At 72.7% G+C, this 18,199-nt stretch carries 19 protein-coding genes and 2 pseudogenes; 6 read left to right on the top strand and 15 right to left on the bottom strand.

Annotated features, from left to right (window positions below; translation table 11 throughout):
* Positions 1-114 precede the first annotated feature (114 nt).
* From ACF07S_RS29175 to ACF07S_RS29140, 8 genes and pseudogenes are all read right to left on the bottom strand, one after another.
* Positions 115-840, bottom strand: a complete 726-nt coding sequence (locus ACF07S_RS29175) for a DUF3159 domain-containing protein (protein ID WP_391975560.1) — start codon at positions 838-840, stop codon at positions 115-117.
* A 3-nt stretch (positions 841-843) separates the two neighbouring features.
* Positions 844-1,242, bottom strand: a complete 399-nt coding sequence (locus tag ACF07S_RS29170; RefSeq protein WP_391966190.1) for an OB-fold nucleic acid binding domain-containing protein — start codon at positions 1,240-1,242, stop codon at positions 844-846.
* Positions 1,243-1,340: 98 nt separating this feature from the next.
* Positions 1,341-2,021, bottom strand: coding sequence for a response regulator (locus ACF07S_RS29165; protein WP_391975559.1), 681 nt, complete (start codon positions 2,019-2,021; stop codon positions 1,341-1,343).
* An 11-nt stretch (positions 2,022-2,032) separates the two neighbouring features.
* Positions 2,033-2,233, bottom strand: a pseudogene (locus ACF07S_RS29160) (hypothetical protein); the annotation flags it as partial.
* Positions 2,234-2,468: 235 nt separating this feature from the next.
* Positions 2,469-2,696 (bottom strand): annotated as a pseudogene (locus ACF07S_RS29155) (hypothetical protein); the annotation flags it as partial.
* 442 nt (positions 2,697-3,138) lie between these two features.
* A complete protein-coding gene (locus ACF07S_RS29150; RefSeq protein WP_391966192.1) occupies positions 3,139-3,900 on the bottom strand; it encodes a DUF3710 domain-containing protein in 762 nt (253 codons plus the stop codon).
* 1 nt (position 3,901) lies between these two features.
* Positions 3,902-4,462, bottom strand: coding sequence for a dUTP diphosphatase (dut, locus tag ACF07S_RS29145; RefSeq protein WP_391966193.1), 561 nt, complete (start codon positions 4,460-4,462; stop codon positions 3,902-3,904).
* Positions 4,459-5,043, bottom strand: coding sequence for a PaaI family thioesterase (locus tag ACF07S_RS29140; protein ID WP_391966194.1), 585 nt, complete (start codon positions 5,041-5,043; stop codon positions 4,459-4,461). The genes dut and ACF07S_RS29140 overlap by 4 nt, the downstream gene beginning before the upstream one ends.
* A gap of 112 nt (positions 5,044-5,155) precedes the next feature.
* Here ACF07S_RS29140 and ACF07S_RS29135 point away from each other — a divergent pair, with 112 nt between their 5' ends.
* Positions 5,156-5,626: a DUF3093 domain-containing protein gene (locus tag ACF07S_RS29135; protein ID WP_391966195.1), complete on the top strand. Its 471-nt coding sequence runs from the start codon at positions 5,156-5,158 to the stop codon at positions 5,624-5,626.
* Positions 5,627-5,904: 278 nt separating this feature from the next.
* Here ACF07S_RS29135 and ACF07S_RS29130 read toward each other — a convergent pair whose 3' ends face one another.
* From ACF07S_RS29130 to ACF07S_RS29115, 4 genes are all read right to left on the bottom strand, one after another.
* On the bottom strand, positions 5,905-6,867 hold the full coding sequence (locus tag ACF07S_RS29130) for a hypothetical protein (protein ID WP_391966196.1): 963 nt from the start codon (positions 6,865-6,867) through the stop codon (positions 5,905-5,907).
* 13 nt (positions 6,868-6,880) lie between these two features.
* A complete protein-coding gene (locus ACF07S_RS29125) occupies positions 6,881-7,177 on the bottom strand; it encodes a DUF4193 domain-containing protein (RefSeq protein ID WP_003993510.1) in 297 nt (98 codons plus the stop codon).
* Positions 7,178-7,568: 391 nt separating this feature from the next.
* On the bottom strand, positions 7,569-8,816 hold the full coding sequence (locus ACF07S_RS29120) for a sensor histidine kinase (protein WP_391975558.1): 1,248 nt from the start codon (positions 8,814-8,816) through the stop codon (positions 7,569-7,571).
* A gap of 6 nt (positions 8,817-8,822) precedes the next feature.
* On the bottom strand, positions 8,823-9,476 hold the full coding sequence (locus ACF07S_RS29115) for a response regulator transcription factor (RefSeq protein WP_007387794.1): 654 nt from the start codon (positions 9,474-9,476) through the stop codon (positions 8,823-8,825).
* A 441-nt stretch (positions 9,477-9,917) separates the two neighbouring features.
* On the opposite strand from ACF07S_RS29115, the gene ACF07S_RS29110 reads away from it, so the two are divergent.
* A complete protein-coding gene (locus ACF07S_RS29110) occupies positions 9,918-10,091 on the top strand; it encodes a hypothetical protein (RefSeq protein ID WP_391966198.1) in 174 nt (57 codons plus the stop codon).
* Between the two features lie 76 nt (positions 10,092-10,167).
* Here the strand turns inward: ACF07S_RS29110 and ACF07S_RS29105 are convergent, their stop codons facing one another.
* Together ACF07S_RS29105 and ACF07S_RS29100 are read right to left on the bottom strand one after the other, a co-directional pair.
* Positions 10,168-10,983 carry an inositol monophosphatase family protein gene (locus ACF07S_RS29105; RefSeq protein WP_391966199.1) on the bottom strand — a complete coding sequence of 272 codons (816 nt, stop codon included), beginning with the start codon at positions 10,981-10,983 and terminating at the stop codon, positions 10,168-10,170.
* Between the two features lie 8 nt (positions 10,984-10,991).
* The gene (locus tag ACF07S_RS29100) at positions 10,992-12,119 is read right to left on the bottom strand and encodes a ferrochelatase (protein WP_391975557.1); all 1,128 of its coding nucleotides are present in this window, start codon (positions 12,117-12,119) and stop codon (positions 10,992-10,994) included.
* Positions 12,120-12,268: 149 nt separating this feature from the next.
* Between ACF07S_RS29100 and ACF07S_RS29095 the strand changes: the two genes are divergently transcribed.
* From ACF07S_RS29095 to sepH, 3 genes are all read left to right on the top strand, one after another.
* On the top strand, positions 12,269-13,507 hold the full coding sequence (locus tag ACF07S_RS29095) for an MFS transporter (RefSeq protein WP_391975556.1): 1,239 nt from the start codon (positions 12,269-12,271) through the stop codon (positions 13,505-13,507).
* On the top strand, positions 13,467-14,786 hold the full coding sequence (locus ACF07S_RS29090) for a D-arabinono-1,4-lactone oxidase (protein ID WP_391975555.1): 1,320 nt from the start codon (positions 13,467-13,469) through the stop codon (positions 14,784-14,786). The genes ACF07S_RS29095 and ACF07S_RS29090 overlap by 41 nt, the downstream gene beginning before the upstream one ends.
* A 402-nt stretch (positions 14,787-15,188) precedes the next feature.
* Positions 15,189-16,238 carry a septation protein SepH gene (gene sepH, locus ACF07S_RS29085; RefSeq protein WP_391975554.1) on the top strand — a complete coding sequence of 350 codons (1,050 nt, stop codon included), beginning with the start codon at positions 15,189-15,191 and terminating at the stop codon, positions 16,236-16,238.
* Between the two features lie 112 nt (positions 16,239-16,350).
* On the opposite strand, the gene ACF07S_RS29080 is transcribed toward sepH, so the two are convergent.
* Complete coding sequence (locus ACF07S_RS29080; RefSeq protein WP_391975553.1) at positions 16,351-17,190, bottom strand: sulfurtransferase; 840 nt, start codon at positions 17,188-17,190, stop codon at positions 16,351-16,353.
* Between the two features lie 208 nt (positions 17,191-17,398).
* Here ACF07S_RS29080 and ACF07S_RS29075 point away from each other — a divergent pair, with 208 nt between their 5' ends.
* Positions 17,399-18,199, top strand: coding sequence for a VOC family protein (locus tag ACF07S_RS29075; protein WP_391966205.1), 801 nt, complete (start codon positions 17,399-17,401; stop codon positions 18,197-18,199).

Here is an 18,199-nt window from a genome sequence, read left to right as displayed (position 1 = left end):
GGCGCCGGGAACCCGGGCGCCCCCTCCGGCCCGTCCGGCGATCGAGGACGATGCCGTTCGGACCGGAGCGGGGGCCCGGGGACTGGCAGTTCCCGGGGACGGGGGAAGGCCCGCCTACTCGCCCGCCGAAGCCGCGGCCCTGCGCTCCTCCTCCGCGCGCTCCTCGGCTTCCATCTCGGCGAACACGTCGATCGGCGGGGGCGCCTTCGCCAGGAACACCCACGTCAGATACACGGCGAGCAGGAACGGCGGGATCTTCAGCGCGACCAGCACCCAGCCCAGCTGGGTGGTGTCCGCCCACCAGTACAACGGGAAGAGGATCGCGCTCTTGCCGAGCAGGATCAGTCCCCAGGCCCAACTGGCCTTGGTGTAGGCCTTCTTGCGACCGGGGTTACGGGTGCGCCAGGAGAGGTTCTCCTTGAAGACGGGGCCGAGCATCAGCCCGATCAACGGGACACCCGCCATCGCGGTGACGATGTACGCCAGGGCCAGGCCGAGGGTGTAGAGCATGCCCGGCAGGTAGAAGTCCTTGGCGTTGCCGGTCATCATCGCGAAGACCACGCCGAAGGCGACACCGAAGACGCCGCTGAAGGCGTGCTTGACGGTGTCCTTCATCACCAGGCGGACCACGACCATCACCAGCGCCACGGCGAGCGCCGCGATCGCCGACATGTGCAGGTCCTTGTTGATCGTGTAGATGCTGACGAACAGGAGCCCGGGCAGCACCGTCTCGACCATGCCCCGCACCCCGCCGAACGCTTCGAACAGGGCGGCCTCCGTCACCGCCCGGGCGTCGTCCGCGGATGTGTCTTCGGTTGTCGGCTTGTCGAGCGACGTCACCGGCTACTCCCGTCCGAGGGGTCTCAGTTCGTATTTCGGATTGAACAGCACCCGGCGGCCCCGGCTCATCGAGATCCGGCCCGATGCGATCAGCCTGCGCCCCGGCTCGATCCCCACGATGGAGCGCCTGCCGAGCCACACCACGTCCAGCGCGGCGGAGCCGTCGAACAACTCGGCCTCCAGGGCCGGCGCCCCCGCGCGGGGGCGCAGCGTGACCGTGCGCAAGGTACCAGTAACCGTGACGATCTGCCGGTCCCGGCAGTCGCCTATTCGCGTACAGCCCGCGGTCTCGGCGTCCTCGCGCAGCTCCTCCGACTCCAGGTCCTCCTGCGAGGAGGAGAGCCGGTCGAGCATGCGCCGGAACCGGCCTGCCGGCTTCTCGGATCGAGGAACAGCACTCATACTTGAAGCGTACCGGGGTGCACTGACGGTTACGTACCCCCTGCTTCCCCGGTCCGGACCGGCCGCTCCGGCCGCCGCCGCGGGCACCGCCCCGACCTTCACTTCTCGAAGCGGTACCCCATCCTCGGCTCGGTGATCAGGTGCCTCGGTCGTGACGGATCCGCCTCCAGCTTCCGCCGTAGCTGCGCCATGTACACGCGCAGGTAGTTCGTCTCCGTCCCGTACGACGGCCCCCACACCTCCCGCAGCAGCCGCTTCTGCGTCACCAACTGCCCGCTGTTGCGCACCAGCACCTCCAGCAGATGCCACTCGGTGGGCGTCAGCCGTACGCCCTTCCCGTCACGGGTGGCCTTCCTGGCGGCCAGGTCGACGGTGAACCCGTCGGTCTCGACGACCGTGCCGCCCCTGTCACCGGCGGGTTCCGCGCGGCGTACGGCGGCCCGCAGCCGGGCCATCAGCTCGTCCATGCCGAAGGGCTTGGTCACGTAGTCGTCGGCCCCCGCGTCCAGCGCCAGGACCTTCTCGGTGGAGCAGTGCCGCGCGGACAGCACCAGGATCGGCACCCGGGTCCGGCCGCGCAGGTCCCTGATCACCTCGACCCCGTCCATGTCGGGCAGGCCCGGGTCGAGGACGACGACGTCGGGACGGCGGGCGGCGGCCGCGCGCAGGGCACCCGCGCCGTCGTGGGCGGCGTCGACCTCGTAGGAGCACGCCCTGAGGCTGATGACGAGGGCGCGCACGACGGCCGGGTCGTCGTCGACCACCAGCACACGCGTCATGAGAGCTGCCTTTCCGGTTCCGCGGCGGGTACGGACCTCTCCTCCGGGCCGTGCGGCAGCACCTCGGTACGGGGCCGGCCGTGGGGTTCCACGGAGGCGGCCACGCGGTCGGTGCCGCGCCCGGCCCGGCGGTGTGCCTCGCGGGGCGTCGCGCACGTCCTGCCGACGCCCGGTGCCGCACCGGGGTGGATCCGAAGCCTGCCGCCCGCCATGGCCCTCATTGTCATCCGGTCGTCCTCGCCGCGGAGCCGAACCGGCGGGTCCGCGACGGGCGGCGTGCCGGTACCGGAAAAGTGTGTGGACCGTTCCCGGCGCGGCTCCGGTGCCGTACGGCTCGTGCACGTCCTCGACGCGCGCCGTGGTCCCGGTGACCGCCTCACCCGTGCGGCCGCCCTCCCCCGTGGACCGGGCGCCGGTGTCTCCGTCCGGCGCCCGGTGGATCAACGGTCAGGCGGGGTTGTCGCCGTGGGTGAGGGTCTCCCGGGCGGCGAAGAGGTCGTTGGTGCCGGAGGGGCGGGTGCGTTCGGTCAGCGCCCGGGTGCTGCTCATGGCGTGGCCGAGGCGGTTGTGCAGGGCGTTGTGACCGACCTCGGTGACCGGGCCCGGGCCGAGGTGCGGGGAGCCGCCGCACAGCCCGCCCGGGACGGCCGCGCCCTGTTCGTACGTGGCCTGGAAGCGGTTCGGGTCGGCGTACTTGCTCGCCGTCATCCGGTCGAGGGCGCCCTTCCAGGGCCGGGCGCCCTCGTCGGCCTTGCTCCGCGCGAAGTCCAGCCGACTCCGGGAGACGGTGACGCCCGGGTGGACGAAGGCGGCGGGGGCGGCGTCGGCGCGTTCGGCGTCGGGGTGGAGCACCAGGGTGGCGGCCGGTGCCGCGGTGGGGAGGGCGGGCAGGGCCGTGCGGCCGCCGCGGCGGCGGCGTGGGAGACAGATGACACGTGAGGGCCAGCCGTTCCCGCATGCGGACATCAGGCGTCTTCTCGAACGCCCGGATGGCCCGAGACGGTAGGTACAGACCAATACGGCGTCAAGGGTCCGCGCACGCCGCAGGGCCGCACCCCGCCGGGGTGCGGCCCTGCGGACCCTGTGTGACACGGCCCCGCGGGCCGACGGTGAGCGGCTAGCGGACCTCGGTGATCTCCGGTCCGCGCTGGAGCTGGCCCATGCCGCCCGCGAACCGGGAACCCTCCTCCTGCTGCACGTTCTCGGGAACCATCTGGGCGTCGTTCGGCAGCTTCAGGACGATCGGGTCGCGGGGCGCCATCGGGCCCTCGCCGCGCACCACCACGGTGTCCCGGAAGATCTGCTCCAGCAGCCCGGCGGCCCCCGGCTGCACCGCGCCTTGGCCCGAGATCACCCCGCGCAGGAACCAGCGGGGCCCGTCCACACCGACGAACCGCACGACCTGGAAGCCGCCGGTGCCGTCCGGCAGCTGCACGGGCACCTGGGCGCGGAGCTCCCAGCCCAGCGGGCCCTCGACCTCGTCGATGATGCCGCCCTGCTGGGTGATGCCGCTCGCGATCTCCTCGCGCACCTCGCCCCAGATGCCCTCACGCTTGGGCGCGGCGAAGGCCTGCAGCTGGATGGCGCTGTCACGCAGCACGACGGTGGCCGCGACGATCGCGTCGCCCGCGACCTCCACCCGCAGTTCCATGCCGTCGACACCGGGCACGAACAGGCCGCCCAGGTCGACCCGGCCCTCACCGGGTTCACGGACCTCCGTGCTGTCCCAGGGGCCGTCGGGCCGCGGCGCGGGCTCGAGCCTCAGCCGCTCGGCCGCCTTGTCCGCCTTGCCCGCCTCAGCGTCGACACCGTCGACGACCTGCTCGGCCTCGCCGGCCGCGCCCTCGGCGGCATCCTTCTTCTTGCGACGTCCGAACACGTCACTGTCCTTCCCGGTCGGATACGACCGAAGCGTATCGATTCCCACCCGTCGCGCCGCCCACGGCGGCCTGAACGCTTGTGCCGTTCTCGCCTTCCACCGAGGCGTGCCCGCCGGTGGACCCGAAGCCCCCCTCGGCCCGGGCCGAAGGGGGAAGCTCCGTGACCGACACGAAACGGACCCTCTCGACCTGCTGGACGACCAGTTGGGCAATCCGGTCGAAGCGCTCGAACCGCACGGTCTCGCGCGGGTCGAGATTCACCACGATCACCTTGATCTCCCCACGGTACCCGGCATCAACCGTCCCCGGGGCATTCACCAGGGCGACGCCGCAACGGGCGGCCAGACCGGATCGCGGGTGCACGAAGGCCGCGTACCCCTCGGGGAGGGCGACAGACACCCCGGTGGGCAGCACCGCACGCTCACCGGGAGCCAGCTCGCAGGCCTCGGTGGTCCGCAGGTCGGCCCCCGCGTCACCGGGGTGCTCGTACGCCGGGAGCGGTACACCGGGGTCGACACGCCTGATCAGCACCTCGAGTGCGCCGGGACGGGACTCGTTCACGGGTTCACCTCGAAGGCACGGGCACGGCGGACCTGGTCGGGGTCGCTCAGGGCGGCCCGGATCTCCTCCTCGCGGCCGTGGTCGACGAAGTGGTCGACCGCGACCTCGATGAACAGGGCGTCGGCGCGGACCGCGACCGGACCCTCGGGGCCGCCGATGCGCCCGGCGGCGGTGCAGTAGATCTTCCGCCCGGCCACCGCCGTCACCTCCGCCTCCAGGTGCAGCACGGTGCCGACGGGTACGGGCCGCACGAAGTCGGTCTCCAGCCTGCCGGTCACCGCGATCGTGCGCAGCAGCCAGTTGAGCGAGCCGAGCGTCTCGTCCAGGGCGGTGGCGAGCACCCCGCCGTGCGCCAGTCCCGGAGCGCCCTGGTGGGCGGACTGCACGGTGAACTCGGCGGTGATCGAGACGCCCGCGCCGGCGCGGGCCTCCAGGTGCAGCCCGTGGGGCTGTTCGCCGCCACAGCCGAAACACTGGCCGTAGTGCGCGCCGAGGACCTCGCCGGGCGCCGGGGCGTCCGGGTGGCGCACCGGTTTCACGGCGTCGGCCGGGGGCTGAAGAGCTGCGGAAGTACCACTCACAGCCGCAGACCTTACCCGCCCGTCCGTCACCCGCCGCAGCCCTCCCCGGACGTGCTTCGCGCCGGCCGCCCTGAGTGCGGCGACGCCCCGGCACCGTGCCAAGCTTGGATTCATGCAGCCCTCCGCCGCCCCGTACGAAGAACGCCTCACCGCCCCCCGCTCCTGGTGGCTGATCTCCTTCCTGGCGGGGGTCTCCATGGCGCTGGTCCTGCTGCCGTTCGGCACGCTGCCGATGCTCGGCGGACTGGCCGGCGGCACCGCCGTCGCGGCCGTCGCGGCCGGCTCGTACGGCTCGGTGCGGATCCGGGTCGTGGGCGGCCACCTGATCGCGGGCGAGGCGAAGGTCCCGGTGTCGGCGCTGGGCGAGGCGGAGATCCTGGACGCCGACGAGGCCCGGGCCTGGCGCACCCACAAGGCGGACCCTCGCTCCTTCATGCTGCTGCGGGCCTACATCCCCGGCGCGCTGCGCGTGGACGTCACGGACCCGGCGGACCCGACGCCCTACCTCTTCCTGTCCACCCGTGAGCCGGAGCGACTGGCACGGGCGCTGCGGGCGGCGAAGGACGGCGCGGACGCCGCGTAGGGCCGGCCCTCGGGCGCCGCACGGCGCGGTCCCCGGACGCCGCCGCACGGCGCGTGACGGTGTGACGGTGTGCGGGGCCACACAGCGCGTGCCGGTGCGCGGCGGCCAACAGGACGTGCCGGCGTGCGGACGCCGCCCAGCGCGCGACGTCGTGCGGGCGGCGCGCAGGGCGGACGGGAGACATCCGGCGGGAGCCCGGGAGGGCGCGGGCGCGAGGCCGGGGTGCCCGGGAGGGCGTCGTCAGGAGCCCGGTGAGGACGTCCTCAGGGGCCGCGTCCTCACGGGCCGTGACGCCCGTCGCCCTCGTCGCCTCCACCGCCCGTCGCCCGGTGGCCTCCGAGTTCCTTCAACGCGTCCTCGGGCAGCGCGTCCTGCGGGCGCTCCAGGGCCGGGAGCACCGGCAGCGCGTCCCAGGGCACCTGGATTCTGCGCAGGTCCTCCCGGATCCGCAGGGCGAGTCTTCTGGTGTCCCGGCGGTTCATGGCGGCGCCCACCGCGGCTCCCACCATGAAGGGCATCAGGTTCGGCAGGTTGCGGACCGTCCGCTTCATGATCCGCTGGCGCAGTTCGCGCTTCATGCGGCTGTTCAGGGCCGCGTTCACGGCCGAGGGTCCGGTCGCCTCGATCCCGCGCTCCTCCGACCAGGAGTTCAGGTACACGGTGCTGCGCCGGGCGAGGTTCCCGGCCGGTCGCACGCCGTAGACCTCGTGGAGTTCGGCGATCAGCTTCAGCTCGATCGCGGCGACGCCGGTGACCTCGGCGGCCAGCTCCGCCGGCATCGCCGGCGGCACGGGCATCGCCGCCGCCGCGCCGACTCCGGCCCCGACGGTCGCCGTGGCCTTCGCGGCACCCGTCACGAGCCTGTCGGCCAGTTCCTCGGGACCGAGCCCGGGGAACTGCCGGCGCAGCGTCCCGAGATCCCGTACGGGCACGCGCGGGGCGATCTCCACGATCCGGTCGGCCAGGAAGGCCAGTCCCGCACGGGCGCGGACGCCGCCCCTGCGGGCGCCCTCCCTGGCCTTCGCACGGAAAACGGCGGCCCGCCGGTGCGCCACTGGCGCGGTGACCTCCAGGGAATCCGGGAGGTCACCCCGGTCGGCCGCCGATCCGAGCGAGGCCGCCCCGCTGCCGGTTGGGCCCCGCTCCTGGTCACGCGTGTCGTGCTGCGGGCCCTGCCGAGGCCCTGAGTCCGCTCCCCTCGCGAGGAAGCGGCGCTTCCGTGGAGGGGTCGAGCCAGTCACGGCCGACCCCGCCTCAGTCGCAGTCGCGGCAGATCGGCTGGCCGTTCTTCTCGCGGGCCAGCTGGCTGCGGTGATGGACCAGGAAGCAGCTCATGCACGTGAACTCGTCCTGCTGCTTCGGCAGGACCCGGACGGCCAGCTCCTCGTTCGAGAGGTCCGCTCCGGGCAGTTCCAGGCCCTCGGCGGCCTCGAACTCGTCGACGTCCACGGCGGAGGCCGACTTGTCGTTCCGTCGGGCCTTCAGTTCCTCAAGGCTGTCCGAGTCGACGTCGTCGTCGGTCTTGCGTGGAGTGTCGTAGTCGGTTGCCATATCGCTCTCCCCCTCTGGGTGTATGCGGTGCCTTCAGCGCACGTAACGCGTGAGAGGCCGGACTTGTGCCCGACCTGAGGCGGAGATTTTGCCTCACATCAAGGTCTGTTACTCAATCGACACCCAACCCGACTCCTCATGAGTGATCGGCTTGGACGGCGATGGGGACCGTACACGGTCCGAATACCGCACTTCAAAGGCGCCCCACCGTGTACTTCCCGTGATCAGGGCCCCTGAAAACCGGGACTTTCCCGGCCTTTCGGCCGCCCGCATGATCACTCAGCGTGGGACGCCGGGAAATCGACCCTGTGATCGATCACACATGGAAATACCGGAGAGGTGCCCCGGAGATTGCGCGCGAAGCGAACGCCCGGGGCGCCGGGGCATGATGTCAGATCGGCAGGGTGACGCGCATCACGAGCCCGCCTCCCTCACGTGGCTGGGCGTAGACGTGCCCGCCGTGGGCCCGTGCCACCGACCGCACGATGGACAGCCCCAGGCCGACGCCCTTGTCACTGCCGGTGCGCTCGGTGCGCAGCCGGCGGAACGGCTCGAAGAGATTGTCGATCTCGTACGCCGGGACGACCGGCCCCGTGTTGGACACCACGAGGACCGCCTGGCCGTGCTGGACCCGGGTGGTCACCTCGACCCAGCCGTCCGCCGGCACGTTGTGGCGCACGGCGTTCTGCACCAGGTTCAGGGCGATCCGCTCCAGCAGCACGCCGTTGCCCTGGACGACCGCGGACTCGTGGGTTCCGCGGATCTCCACGCCCTTGGCCTCCGCCTCGGCGTGCACCTGGTCGATGGCCCGGGTGGCGACCTCGGCGAGGTCCACGGGTTTTCGTTCGACGATCTGGTTGTCGCTGCGGGCGAGCAGCAGCAGGCCCTCGACCAGTTGTTCACTGCGCTCGTTGGTGGCCAGCAGCGTCTTGCCGAGCTGCTGGAGCTCCATCGGGGCGTTCGGGTCGGAGAGCTGCACCTCGAGGAGGGTGCGGTTGATCGCCAGCGGGGTGCGCAGCTCGTGCGAGGCGTTGCCCACGAAGCGCTGCTGCGCGGTGAAGGCCCGCTGGAGCCGCTCCAGCATGTCGTCGAAGGTGTCGGCCAGCTCCTTCAGCTCGTCGTCGGGGCCGTCCAGTTCGATCCGGCGGGACAGGTCGGAGCCGGCCACCGCACGGGCGGTGCGGGTGATGCGGCCCAGCGGCGACAGGACCCGGCCGGCCATGGCGTAGCCGAAGGCGAAGGCGATGATCGCGAGACCGAGCAGGGCCAGCAGCGAGCGGCTGAGCAGGTTGTCCAGGGCGACCTGGCGCTGACGGTCGATGCAGTCGCTGATCGCGGCGTTGAACTCGGCCAACGACAGGTTGCCGTTGTCGACCACCGGGCAGTCGCTGCTGGCGACCTTGAGATCGGTGAAGTAGACGATCTTGTACAGCGGCTGGCTTCCGGTGCGCAGTGCCTGGGCGGCCAGCAGGTAGATGATCGACAGCAGGAGGATCCCGGCGATCAGGAACATGCCGCCGTACAGCAGCGTGAGACGTATGCGGATGGTCGGACGCAGCCACGGGAAGGGCGGGTCCAGTTTTCTCGGGTCCCAGGTGGGCTTGGGGGGCGCCGCGGGGGGTGCGGGTGTGGCAGCCATCGTCCATCAGATCCGGTATCCGGAGCCGGGCACGGTCACGATGACCGGCGGCTCGCCCAGCTTGCGGCGCAGGGTCATCACGGTCACCCGCACCACGTTGGTGAACGGGTCCGTGTTCTCGTCCCAGGCCTTCTCCAGCAGCTGCTCCGCCGAGACGACCGCGCCCTCGCTGCGCATGAGCACCTCCAGGACGGCGAACTCCTTCGGCGCGAGCTGGACCTCCTTGCCGTCGCGGAAGACCTCGCGGCGGTTGGGGTCGAGCTTGATCCCGGCGCGTTCGAGGACGGGCGGCAGCGGCACGCTCGTGCGCCGCCCCAGGGCGCGCACCCGCGCGATGAGCTCGCTGAACGCGAAGGGCTTGGGCAGATAGTCGTCGGCGCCGATCTCCAGGCCCTCGACACGGTCGCTGACGTCGCCGGACGCCGTGAGCATCAGCACGCGCGTGGGCATGCCGAGCTCGACGATCCTGCGGCAGACGTCGTCACCGTGCACGAGGGGGAGATCACGGTCGAGGACGACCACGTCGTAGTCGTTGACGCCGATGCGCTCCAGGGCGGCCGCACCGTCGTACACGACGTCGACGGCCATGGCCTCCCGGCGCAGCCCGGTGGCCACCGCATCGGCGAGCAGTTGCTCGTCCTCGACGACGAGTACGCGCACGTCGTTGTCCTTCCTCAGGTCCCGCCCGGGCGACGCCGAGGGCGCGCGCGGGCGGGGGTGCCGGTGGGTGTGTCGCCTCCATCCTGCCTTTTTCGGCCATAAGTCGGCGGTAAGGCGGAGGGACCGACGGCGGCGGCCGGTGGCGGGCGGCTGCGGGACCGTGGAACGTCCGGGCGAACGGGGCGGGAATACGAGATTTTCTGGTGCGATCAGGTTTCCGCGGAAGTGAGCTTGGGGAGGACGGGTTTTACATCCCACGATCACGCTCTGCATGTACCGCACCACCATGCGGTGCGTTCCAGTCCGCTTCCGCAGAGCGGGCGTGGATGTCCGGCACCGTCGCCGCCCGGCCGAGCGGCGCCGGGCATCCGTCTCGGACGTGATCGTCCCTTCCCGAACGGCACACCCCCGTGCCACCGACCCAGGACGAGGGGGCGCAGCATGGACGCATTCACCGCAGGACTTCTGCAGCGCATAAAGGCGACCGAGTCCGATCTGTCGCGGGCCCGCGACGAAGGCGACGACTTCCTCGTCGACGTGGAACAGGGCGAACTCGACGACCTGCGCCGTCTCGCCGTCGAACACGGCGTGGAGGTCGGCGCGCTCAGCGTCTGACCGGCTCGTACGAGGCGGGCCCCGGCGAATCCAGCGCCGGGGCCCGTTCGTCCTGCTCCACGCCTCGGCGGGCCGGTCAGTCGTGCCAGGCGCCGAAGTCCTCGAGGAGCCGCTGGAGGGGCTCGAAGACGCCCGGGGTGGCCGCGACGGTGAGGTCCCAGGAGGGGCGGTCCCCGGGGCGTCCACCGGTCAGCGCGCCCGCCTCCCGGGCGATCAGGTCACCGGCGGCGAGGTCCCAGGGGTGCAGTCCGCGCTCGTAGTAGCCGTCGAGCCGCCCGGCGGCGACGTCGCACAGGTCGACCGCGGCCGAGCCGCCGCGCCGGATGTCCCGCAGGAGCGGGATCAGCCGCTGTGCCACGCCGGCCTGGTGGGTGCGGACGTCGGCGACGTAGTTGAAGCCGGTCGAGACCAGGGCCTGGTCCAGGGGCGGCGAGGGGCGGCAGGTCAGCTCGCGCTCGCCCTCCCAGGCACCGGTGGCCCACGCGCCTGCGCCGCGCACCGCGTGGTACGTCTCGCCGCGCAGGGGCGCCTCCACGACCCCGGCCACGGTCTCGCCGTCCTGTTCGGCGGCGATCGAGACGGCCCAGGTGGGCAGGCCGTACAGGTAGTTCACCGTGCCGTCGAGCGGGTCGATCACCCAGCGGATGCCGCTGCTGCCCTCGGTGGAGGCGCCCTCCTCGCCGAGGAAGCCGTCCTCCGGGCGGCGCTCGGCGATCAGGGTGGTGATCAGCTTCTCGGCCGCGATGTCCATCTCGGTGACGACGTCGATCGGGCTGGACTTGGTCGCGGCGACCGCCAGGTCGGCCGGGCGGCCGTCCCGCAGCAGCTCGCCCGCGCGGCGGGCCGCCTCCCGGGCCAGGTCCAGCAGTTCCGCGTGCAGGGGGTCGGTCACGGGGCTCCTCATGCGTAGGGGCTGTCGGCGCCCGCGGCGGCGGGACGCGTGGCGCGGGCCGGACAGCAGCCCACGGGGCAGAGGTCGTGGCTCGCGCCGAGCGCGCCCAGGGCGCACGGCGTGACGTCCTGCCCGCGCTCGGCGGCGGCACGCTCCACGATCAGCTCGCGGACGGCCGCAGCGAACCGCGGGTCGGCGCCGACGGTCGCGGAACGGCGCACCGGCAGCCCCAGCTCCTCCGCCTTGGCCGTGGCCTCCGTGTCGAGGTCGTAGAGGACCTCCATGTGGTCGGAGACGAAGCCGATGGGGGCCATCACCACCGCCGGGACCCCGGCCGCGTGCCGCTCCTCGAGGTGGTCGCAGATGTCGGGCTCCAGCCACGGGATGTGCGGGGCACCCGAGCGGGACTGGTAGACGAGCTGCCAGGGACGGTCGACGCCGGTGCGCTCCGTGACCGCGTCGGCGACCAGCCGCGCCACGTCCAGGTGCTGCGCGACGTAGGCGCCGCCGTCGCCGTGGGCCTCGACGGGGCCGGAGGTGTCCGCGGCGGAGGTGGGGATCGAGTGGGTGGTGAACGCGATGTGCGCGCCGTCCCGGACGTCCTCGGGGAGGCCGGCGAGCGACCGGACGACCCCGTCGATCATGGGCTCCAGGAACCCCGGGTGGTTGAAGTAGTGCCGCAGCTTGTCGATCTTCGGCAGTTCCAGGCCCTCCGCCTCCAGGGCGGCGAGGGCTTCGGCGAGGTTCTCGCGGTACTGGCGGCATCCGGAGTAGGAGGCGTAGGCGCTGGTGGCCAGGACGAGGATGCGGCGGTGGCCGTCCCGGACCATCTCGCGCAGGGTGTCGGTGAGGTAGGGCGCCCAGTTGCGGTTGCCCCAGTAGACCGGCAGCCGCAGGCCGTGCCCGGCGAAGTCCTCGCGCAGCGCGTCCAGCAGGGCGCGGTTCTGGTCGTTGATGGGGCTGATCCCACCGAACAGGAAGTAGTGCTGCCCGACTTCCTTGAGGCGTTCCTTGGGGATGCCGCGCCCGCGCGTCACGTTCTCCAGGAACGGGACCACGTCGTCCGGGCCTTCGGGGCCGCCGAAGGAGAGCAGGAGCAGGGCGTCGTAGGGGCTGGCGTCGAGCACGTCTGGCATGCCTCCGATCCTGCCACCCGGCGCCGCCGGCCGGGACACGGCGGGGGGTGACGGCGGCTGCGCCGCGGTGACCGCCGGTGCGTGGGGGTGAGGCCGCCAGTAATATGTACCGACTGCGGTCGCGCCTTACTGAGACCTTCGGAGATCCCGTGCCCAGCCCCTACCGCGCCCTGTTCGCCGCTCCCGGCAGCAAGGCCTTCTCCGCCGCGGGGTTCCTCGGCCGGATGCCGTTGTCCATGATGGGCATCGGCGTGGTGACGATGATCTCCCAGCTCACCGGACGGTACGGACTGGCCGGCGCCCTGTCCGCCACCCTCGCGCTCGCCGCGGCGGTGGCGGGTCCGCAGGTCTCCCGCCTGGTGGACCGGTACGGACAGCGGCGGGTGCTGCGTCCGGCGACGCTGATCTCGCTGGCCGCCGCGGCGGTGCTGCTGTTCGCCGCGCACTACGACTGGCCGGAGTGGGTGCTGTTCGTCGCGTGCGTGGGCGTCGGTTGCGTGCCGAGCGTCGGCGCGATGATCCGGGCCCGCTGGGCGGCCCTGTACCGGGGCACCCCGAAACTGCACACCGCGTACTCCTTCGAGTCCGTGGTGGACGAGATCTGCTTCATCTTCGGGCCGATCGTCTCCATCGGGCTGTCCACGGCCTGGTTCCCGGAGGCCGGCCCGCTGCTCGCGGCGTGCTTCCTGGCGGCCGGCGTCTTCTGGCTGACCGCGCAGCACGCCACCGAGCCCGCGCCGCACCCGCGCGACCACGGGAGCGGCGGCTCGCCGCTGCGCTCCACGGGTCTTCAGGTCCTGGTCGCGACGTTCGTGGCGACGGGGGCGATCTTCGGCGCCGTGGACGTGGTCACCGTCGCCTTCGCCGAGGAACAGGGCCACAAGGCCGCCGCCAGTGTGGTGCTGGCCGTGTACGCCCTGGGCTCCTGCGCGGCCGGCGTCGTGTTCGGGCTGCTGCACTTCGCGGGGGCGGCGGAACGTCGCTGGTTGCTGGGCGTGTGCGCCATGGCCGTGAGTATGATCCCACTCCTACTGGTCGGGAACCTGCCGTTTCTGACCGTGGCGCTGTTCGTTGCGGGTCTGTCCATCGCTCCCACGATGATCACGACGATGTCCCTCATCGAGCAGCACGTACCACGCGCGCAGCTCACCGAGGGCATGACCTGGGTGAGCACCGGGCTCGCGGTCGGGGTCGCGGTCGGCTCCTCCGCGGCCGGCTGGGTGATCGACGCGGCCGGGGCGCGTGCCGGGTACGGGGTCCCGGCGGTGGCCGGGGCCGTCGCGGTCGCGGTCGGTTTTCTCGGGTACCGCCGGCTCAAGCGGCCGGCACCGGGTCGGGGAGGCTCCGTTGGGCAGCACGGCGAGCGCGAGGAACGGCACGTGGCGTAACTGGGGAGGCACCGCCTCCGCCCGCCCCGCGCGGGAGGTCGCGCCCGCCTCCGTCGACGAGCTGGCCGCCGCCGTACGCCGGGCCGCCGAGGAGGGCCTGCCGGTGAAGGCGGTCGGTACCGGGCACTCCTTCACCGCCATAGCCGCCACCGACGGCGTGTTGATCCGCCCTCATCTGCTGACCGGCATCCGCCACATCGACCGCGCGGCCGGCACCGTCACGGTCGGGGCGGGCACACCGCTCAGGAGACTCAACGTGGCCCTCGCGCGTGAGGGCCTGTCGCTGACCAACATGGGCGACATCATGGAGCAGACGGTCTCCGGGGCCACCGGCACCGGCACCCACGGCACCGGCCGCGACTCCGCCTCCCTCGCCGCCCAGATCCGCGGTCTGGAGCTGGTCACCGCCGACGGTTCGGTGCTCACCTGCTCCGAGGGGGAGAAACCGGACGTCTTCGCCGCCGCCCGCGTCGGTCTCGGTGCCCTCGGCGTCGTCACCGCGATCACCTTCGCCGTGGAACCGGTCTTCCTGCTCACGGCCCGCGAGGAGCCGATGCCCTTCGACCGGGTCTGTGCCGAGTTCGATCAACTGCACGCCGAGAACGAGCACTTCGAGTTCTACTGGTTTCCGCACACCGGCAACACCCATACCAAGCGCAACAACCGCAGCGCGGGCCCGGAGCGTCCGGTACCGCGGCTCAGGGGCTGGCTCGAGGACGAGTTCCTGTCCAACGGGGTGTTCCAGGTGGCCAACTGGGTCGGCCGCGCGGTCCCCGCGACGGTTCCGGCCATCGCGCGGATCTCCAGCAAGGCGCTGTCCGGGCGGACCTACACCGACCTCCCCTACAAGGTGTTCACCTCGCCGCGCCGGGTGCGCTTCGTGGAGATGGAGTACGCCCTTCCGCGCGAGGCCCTGGTGGAGACGCTGCGGGAGCTGAAGGCCATGGTCGACCGCTCACCGCTGCGGGTCAGCTTCCCCGTGGAGGTGCGCACCGCGCCGGCCGACGACATCACGCTCTCCACGGCGTCCGGCCGCGACAGCGCGTACATCGCCGTCCACATGTTCAAGGGCACCCCCTATCAGGGGTATTTCACCGCGGCCGAGCGCATCTTCACCGCGCACGAGGGGCGGCCCCACTGGGGGAAGATCCACACGCGCGACGCCGACCACCTCGCCCGCGTGTACCCGCGCTTCGGGGAGTTCACGGCGCTCCGCAACCGCCTCGACCCGGAACGCCGGTTCCGCAACGACTACTTGCGGAGGGTTCTGGGCGCCTAGAGGATTCATTCCGTTTGCGGTGACTGCGTGAAGTTCTTCACGTTCAAGATCGACGACACCGGGTAACGGCGGCCGAGTCCCGCCCCTTGCCAGAAGTCGGGCGGCGCGCCAATCCACGCACGTGGCCCAAATGGAGTACTGTGGCGAGCCCTGGGTTCCGGTCTCCCGTCAGGGTGCCCGGAACCCCCGGGACCGCCGGGAGGGGGCTGGGTGCACAGGGTGACGCGGTTGGTCACTCAGCGTTGCGAATGGGTAACCGTGCCATAACGGCGATCCCGGGCCCGTGCCCGACACGCCGGGCAACTCGGCAAGGTTGTGGCAGGCTGCACCCGGGCAGGCCACACTCGACTAGCGGAAGCAGCGACGCACGTGACGTCGGCAGGCACCACCCGGGAGGTCCCCATGCCCGAACTGCGTGTCGTGGCCGTCTCGAATGACGGCACACGGCTGGTGCTGAAGGCTGCGGACAGCACGGAGTACACGCTTCCGATCGACGAACGGCTCCGCGCCGCCGTGCGCGGCGACCGTCCCCGCCTCGGCCAGATCGAGATCGAGGTGGAGAGCCATCTCCGCCCCCGCGACATCCAGGCACGTATACGAGCCGGCGCGACCGCGGAAGAGGTCGCCCAGATGGCCGGCATCCCCGTGGACCGCGTACGCCGTTTCGAGGGCCCGGTCCTCGCCGAGCGTGCCTTCATGGCCGAGCGCGCCCGCAAGACGCCGGTCCGCAGACCCGGTGAGAACTCCGGTCCCCCGCTCGGCGAGGCCGTGCAGGAGCGATTGCTGCTGCGCGGCGCGGAGAAGGACACCGTCCAGTGGGACTCCTGGCGCCGCGACGACGGCACCTGGGAGGTGCTGCTGGTCTACCGGGTCGCCGGTGAGCCGCACTCGGCGATCTGGACGTACGACCCGCCCCGCCGGCTCGTCCAGGCCGTCGACGACGAGGCGCGCTCGCTGATCGGCGAGTCCGACGACCTCGCCGCGCCCGAGCCCAGCTTCCCGTTCGTCCCGCGCATCGCCCGGCTGCCGCGCGACCGTCCGCTGGACCGTTCCGGCGACCGCGAGCGGCTGGGCCTGCCCGCGCAGGCGTCCGAGCCCGCCGACGAGTCCATCGCGGCCACGGCCTCGGCCGAGCGGGACTCGCTGACCAGCCTGCTGGAGGCGGTACCGAGCTTCCGGGGCGACCTGGTGGTCCCGGAACTCGCCCCCGAGACCCCGCCCGAGGAGCCGGACGCCGAGTCCGAGGCGGAGGAGCCGCCGGCCCCCGCGGCCTCGGCCGGGTCCGCCTACGCGGACGTCCTCATGCCGCGTTCGGTCGGCAGCCACCGGGACCGCCTCGTCGGTTCGACCGATCGTCAGGCGGAGGCGGACGGCGTCCGTCCGGGCCGCCGTGCGGCGGTGCCGAGCTGGGACGAGATCGTGTTCGGGACGCGGCGGAAGAAGCAGGAGTAAGCCGTTCGGGCGGTCCCCGCCCACGGCCGGTTGACGAGACACCGACGCGTGAGGGGCGCTCACCGTGGGGTGAGCGCCCCTCACGCGCTGCCAGGCGCCGCGCTCGTTCGGTCTACTGCGGGTCCGGTCCCACCGCGACCGGCCGCCGCGGGTCCGACGACCACTCCGACCAGGACCCGACGTACAGCGCCGCCGGGATGCCCGCGACCGCCAGTGCCAGTACCTCGTGCGCCGCGGAGACGCCCGAGCCGCAGTACACGCCCACCGGTGAACTCCGCGACACGCCGCATGCCGTGAAGCGGGCGTGCAGTTCCGCGGCGGACAGGAACCGGCCGTCGGGGCCGACGTTCCCCGTGGTGGGCGCCGAGACCGCGCCCGGGATGTGCCCGCCGACCCGGTCGATCGGCTCCACCTCACCGCGGTACCGCTCCCCCGCGCGGGCGTCCAGCAGCACCCCCGAGCGCGCCAGCGCGGCCGCACCGTCGGCGTCGAGCAGCCCGGCCGCCCCCGGCGCGGGGACGAAGTCGCCCTCGGCCGGCTGCGGCACCGCCGTCTCCAACGGTCCCTCCCAGGACGGCAACTGACCATCGAGGACCCGCACGTCCGGGTGACCCGTCCAGCGCAGCAGCCACCACGCGCGCGCGGCCCCCCAGCCCATGCCCCCGTCGTACACGACGACCGGCGTCCCCGACGACACCCCCGCCCGCCGCATCGCGGCGCCGAACACCGCGAGGTCCGGCAGCGGATGGCGTCCGCCCCCGCCCGGCGCGGACGCCAGCTCCTCGTCCAGGTCGACGAAGACGGCGCCGGGAAGATGCCCGGCCTCGTACGCGGCCCGTCCGTCGAACGGCGCCGTGGCCGTGCTGAGCTGCCAGCGGACGTCGAGCAGGACCGGCGGGTTCGCGCCCGCCAGCGCGCTCGCGAGCTCGGATGCGGAGATGATGGCGTTCATGGTCACCATCCTCGCGTACGGGGGTGGCCGAGTCGCCCGGGTCCCGCTACTCTGCTCGGCCGGGCCGGACCGGTCACCAGGAGTACGGAATCGGCCACGTACTGTGCCGGCGTCGGCGCGGCGATGAACCGCCGGGCGGACGCGACGCCGCCCCGCAGGGGGCGAGAGGACGACGGCCACCGCACGGGCGGCCGAGAAGAGAGTGACGATGACCGACGCACGGGGCGCCCGCCCGAACGGCGAGGCGCCCGCTCGGCACACACCCGGCACACCCTGCCGGGTGAGCCTCATGGTGCACGGACTGGGCACGACCGAGGAGTTCTACGGGGCGCTGTTCGGCTGGGAGTTCCGGCCCGGCCCCCAGCAGCCCGGTCCCTCCGTCCGCGCCCTGCTCGACGGGCAGGAGGTGGCCGGCATCGGCAGCCTGCCGCCGGAGCGCTGTCCGCGACCCGCCTGGACGCCCTGGTTCGCCTCGGACGACGTGGACCTGACGGCCGAGGCGGTGCGGTCGTGCGGCGGCACGATCGGCGTGGGCCCGCTGGACGCCGCCGGCGCCGGGCGGCTGGCGATCGGCTCCGACCCCGGCGGTGCCGTCTTCGGCATCTGCCGGGCGTCCGGGCCCTCCGGCACCGGCGTCACCGGCGCGCCGGGCTCCCCCGCCTGGAACGAGCTGACCACCTACGAGTCCACCCACGTGACCAAGTTCTACGCGGCCGTGTTCGGCCACGAGACGGAGCCGGTGGCCTCCGCCGACCTCGACCACGTCACGCTCCACCTGAACGGCCGCCCGGTGGCCGGCGTCCGCGGGGTGGGCAACGCCCTGCCCCGGAACCGGGGCGCGCACTGGATGACGTACTTCACCGTGACCGACACCGACGAGGCGGTGGACCGGGTCGTCCGCCTGGGCGGCCAGGTCCTGGAGCCGGCCCGCGAGAGCGACCGCGGCCGTGCGGCCACGGTCGCGGACCCGCAGGGGGCGAGGTTCGCACTGTTGCAGGGGCCGCGCTGA

The organism is Streptomyces sp. NPDC016640, from assembly GCF_043076215.1.
Lineage (GTDB): Bacteria > Actinomycetota > Actinomycetes > Streptomycetales > Streptomycetaceae > Streptomyces.
The sequence above is the reverse complement of the archived record's forward strand: the minus strand, read 5'-3'. Positions and strand labels throughout refer to the sequence as shown.

Bases quoted from the DNA above. Each gene is read 5' to 3' on its own strand.
- ACF07S_RS29080 (WP_391975553.1), bottom strand. From the start codon at position 17,190: ATGAACGCCATCATCTCCGCATCCGAGCTCGCGAGCGCGCTGGCGGGC.
- ACF07S_RS29165 (WP_391975559.1), bottom strand. From the start codon at position 2,021: ATGACGCGTGTGCTGGTGGTCGACGACGACCCGGCCGTCGTGCGCGCC.
- ACF07S_RS29170 (WP_391966190.1), bottom strand. From the start codon at position 1,242: ATGAGTGCTGTTCCTCGATCCGAGAAGCCGGCAGGCCGGTTCCGGCGC.
- ACF07S_RS29110 (WP_391966198.1), top strand. From the start codon at position 9,918: ATGGACGCATTCACCGCAGGACTTCTGCAGCGCATAAAGGCGACCGAG.
- ACF07S_RS29135 (WP_391966195.1), top strand. From the start codon at position 5,156: ATGCAGCCCTCCGCCGCCCCGTACGAAGAACGCCTCACCGCCCCCCGC.
- ACF07S_RS29125 (WP_003993510.1), bottom strand. From the start codon at position 7,177: ATGGCAACCGACTACGACACTCCACGCAAGACCGACGACGACGTCGAC.
- ACF07S_RS29120 (WP_391975558.1), bottom strand. From the start codon at position 8,816: ATGGCTGCCACACCCGCACCCCCCGCGGCGCCCCCCAAGCCCACCTGG.
- ACF07S_RS29100 (WP_391975557.1), bottom strand. From the start codon at position 12,119: ATGCCAGACGTGCTCGACGCCAGCCCCTACGACGCCCTGCTCCTGCTC.
- ACF07S_RS29075 (WP_391966205.1), top strand. From the start codon at position 17,399: ATGACCGACGCACGGGGCGCCCGCCCGAACGGCGAGGCGCCCGCTCGG.
- sepH (WP_391975554.1), top strand. From the start codon at position 15,189: ATGCCCGAACTGCGTGTCGTGGCCGTCTCGAATGACGGCACACGGCTG.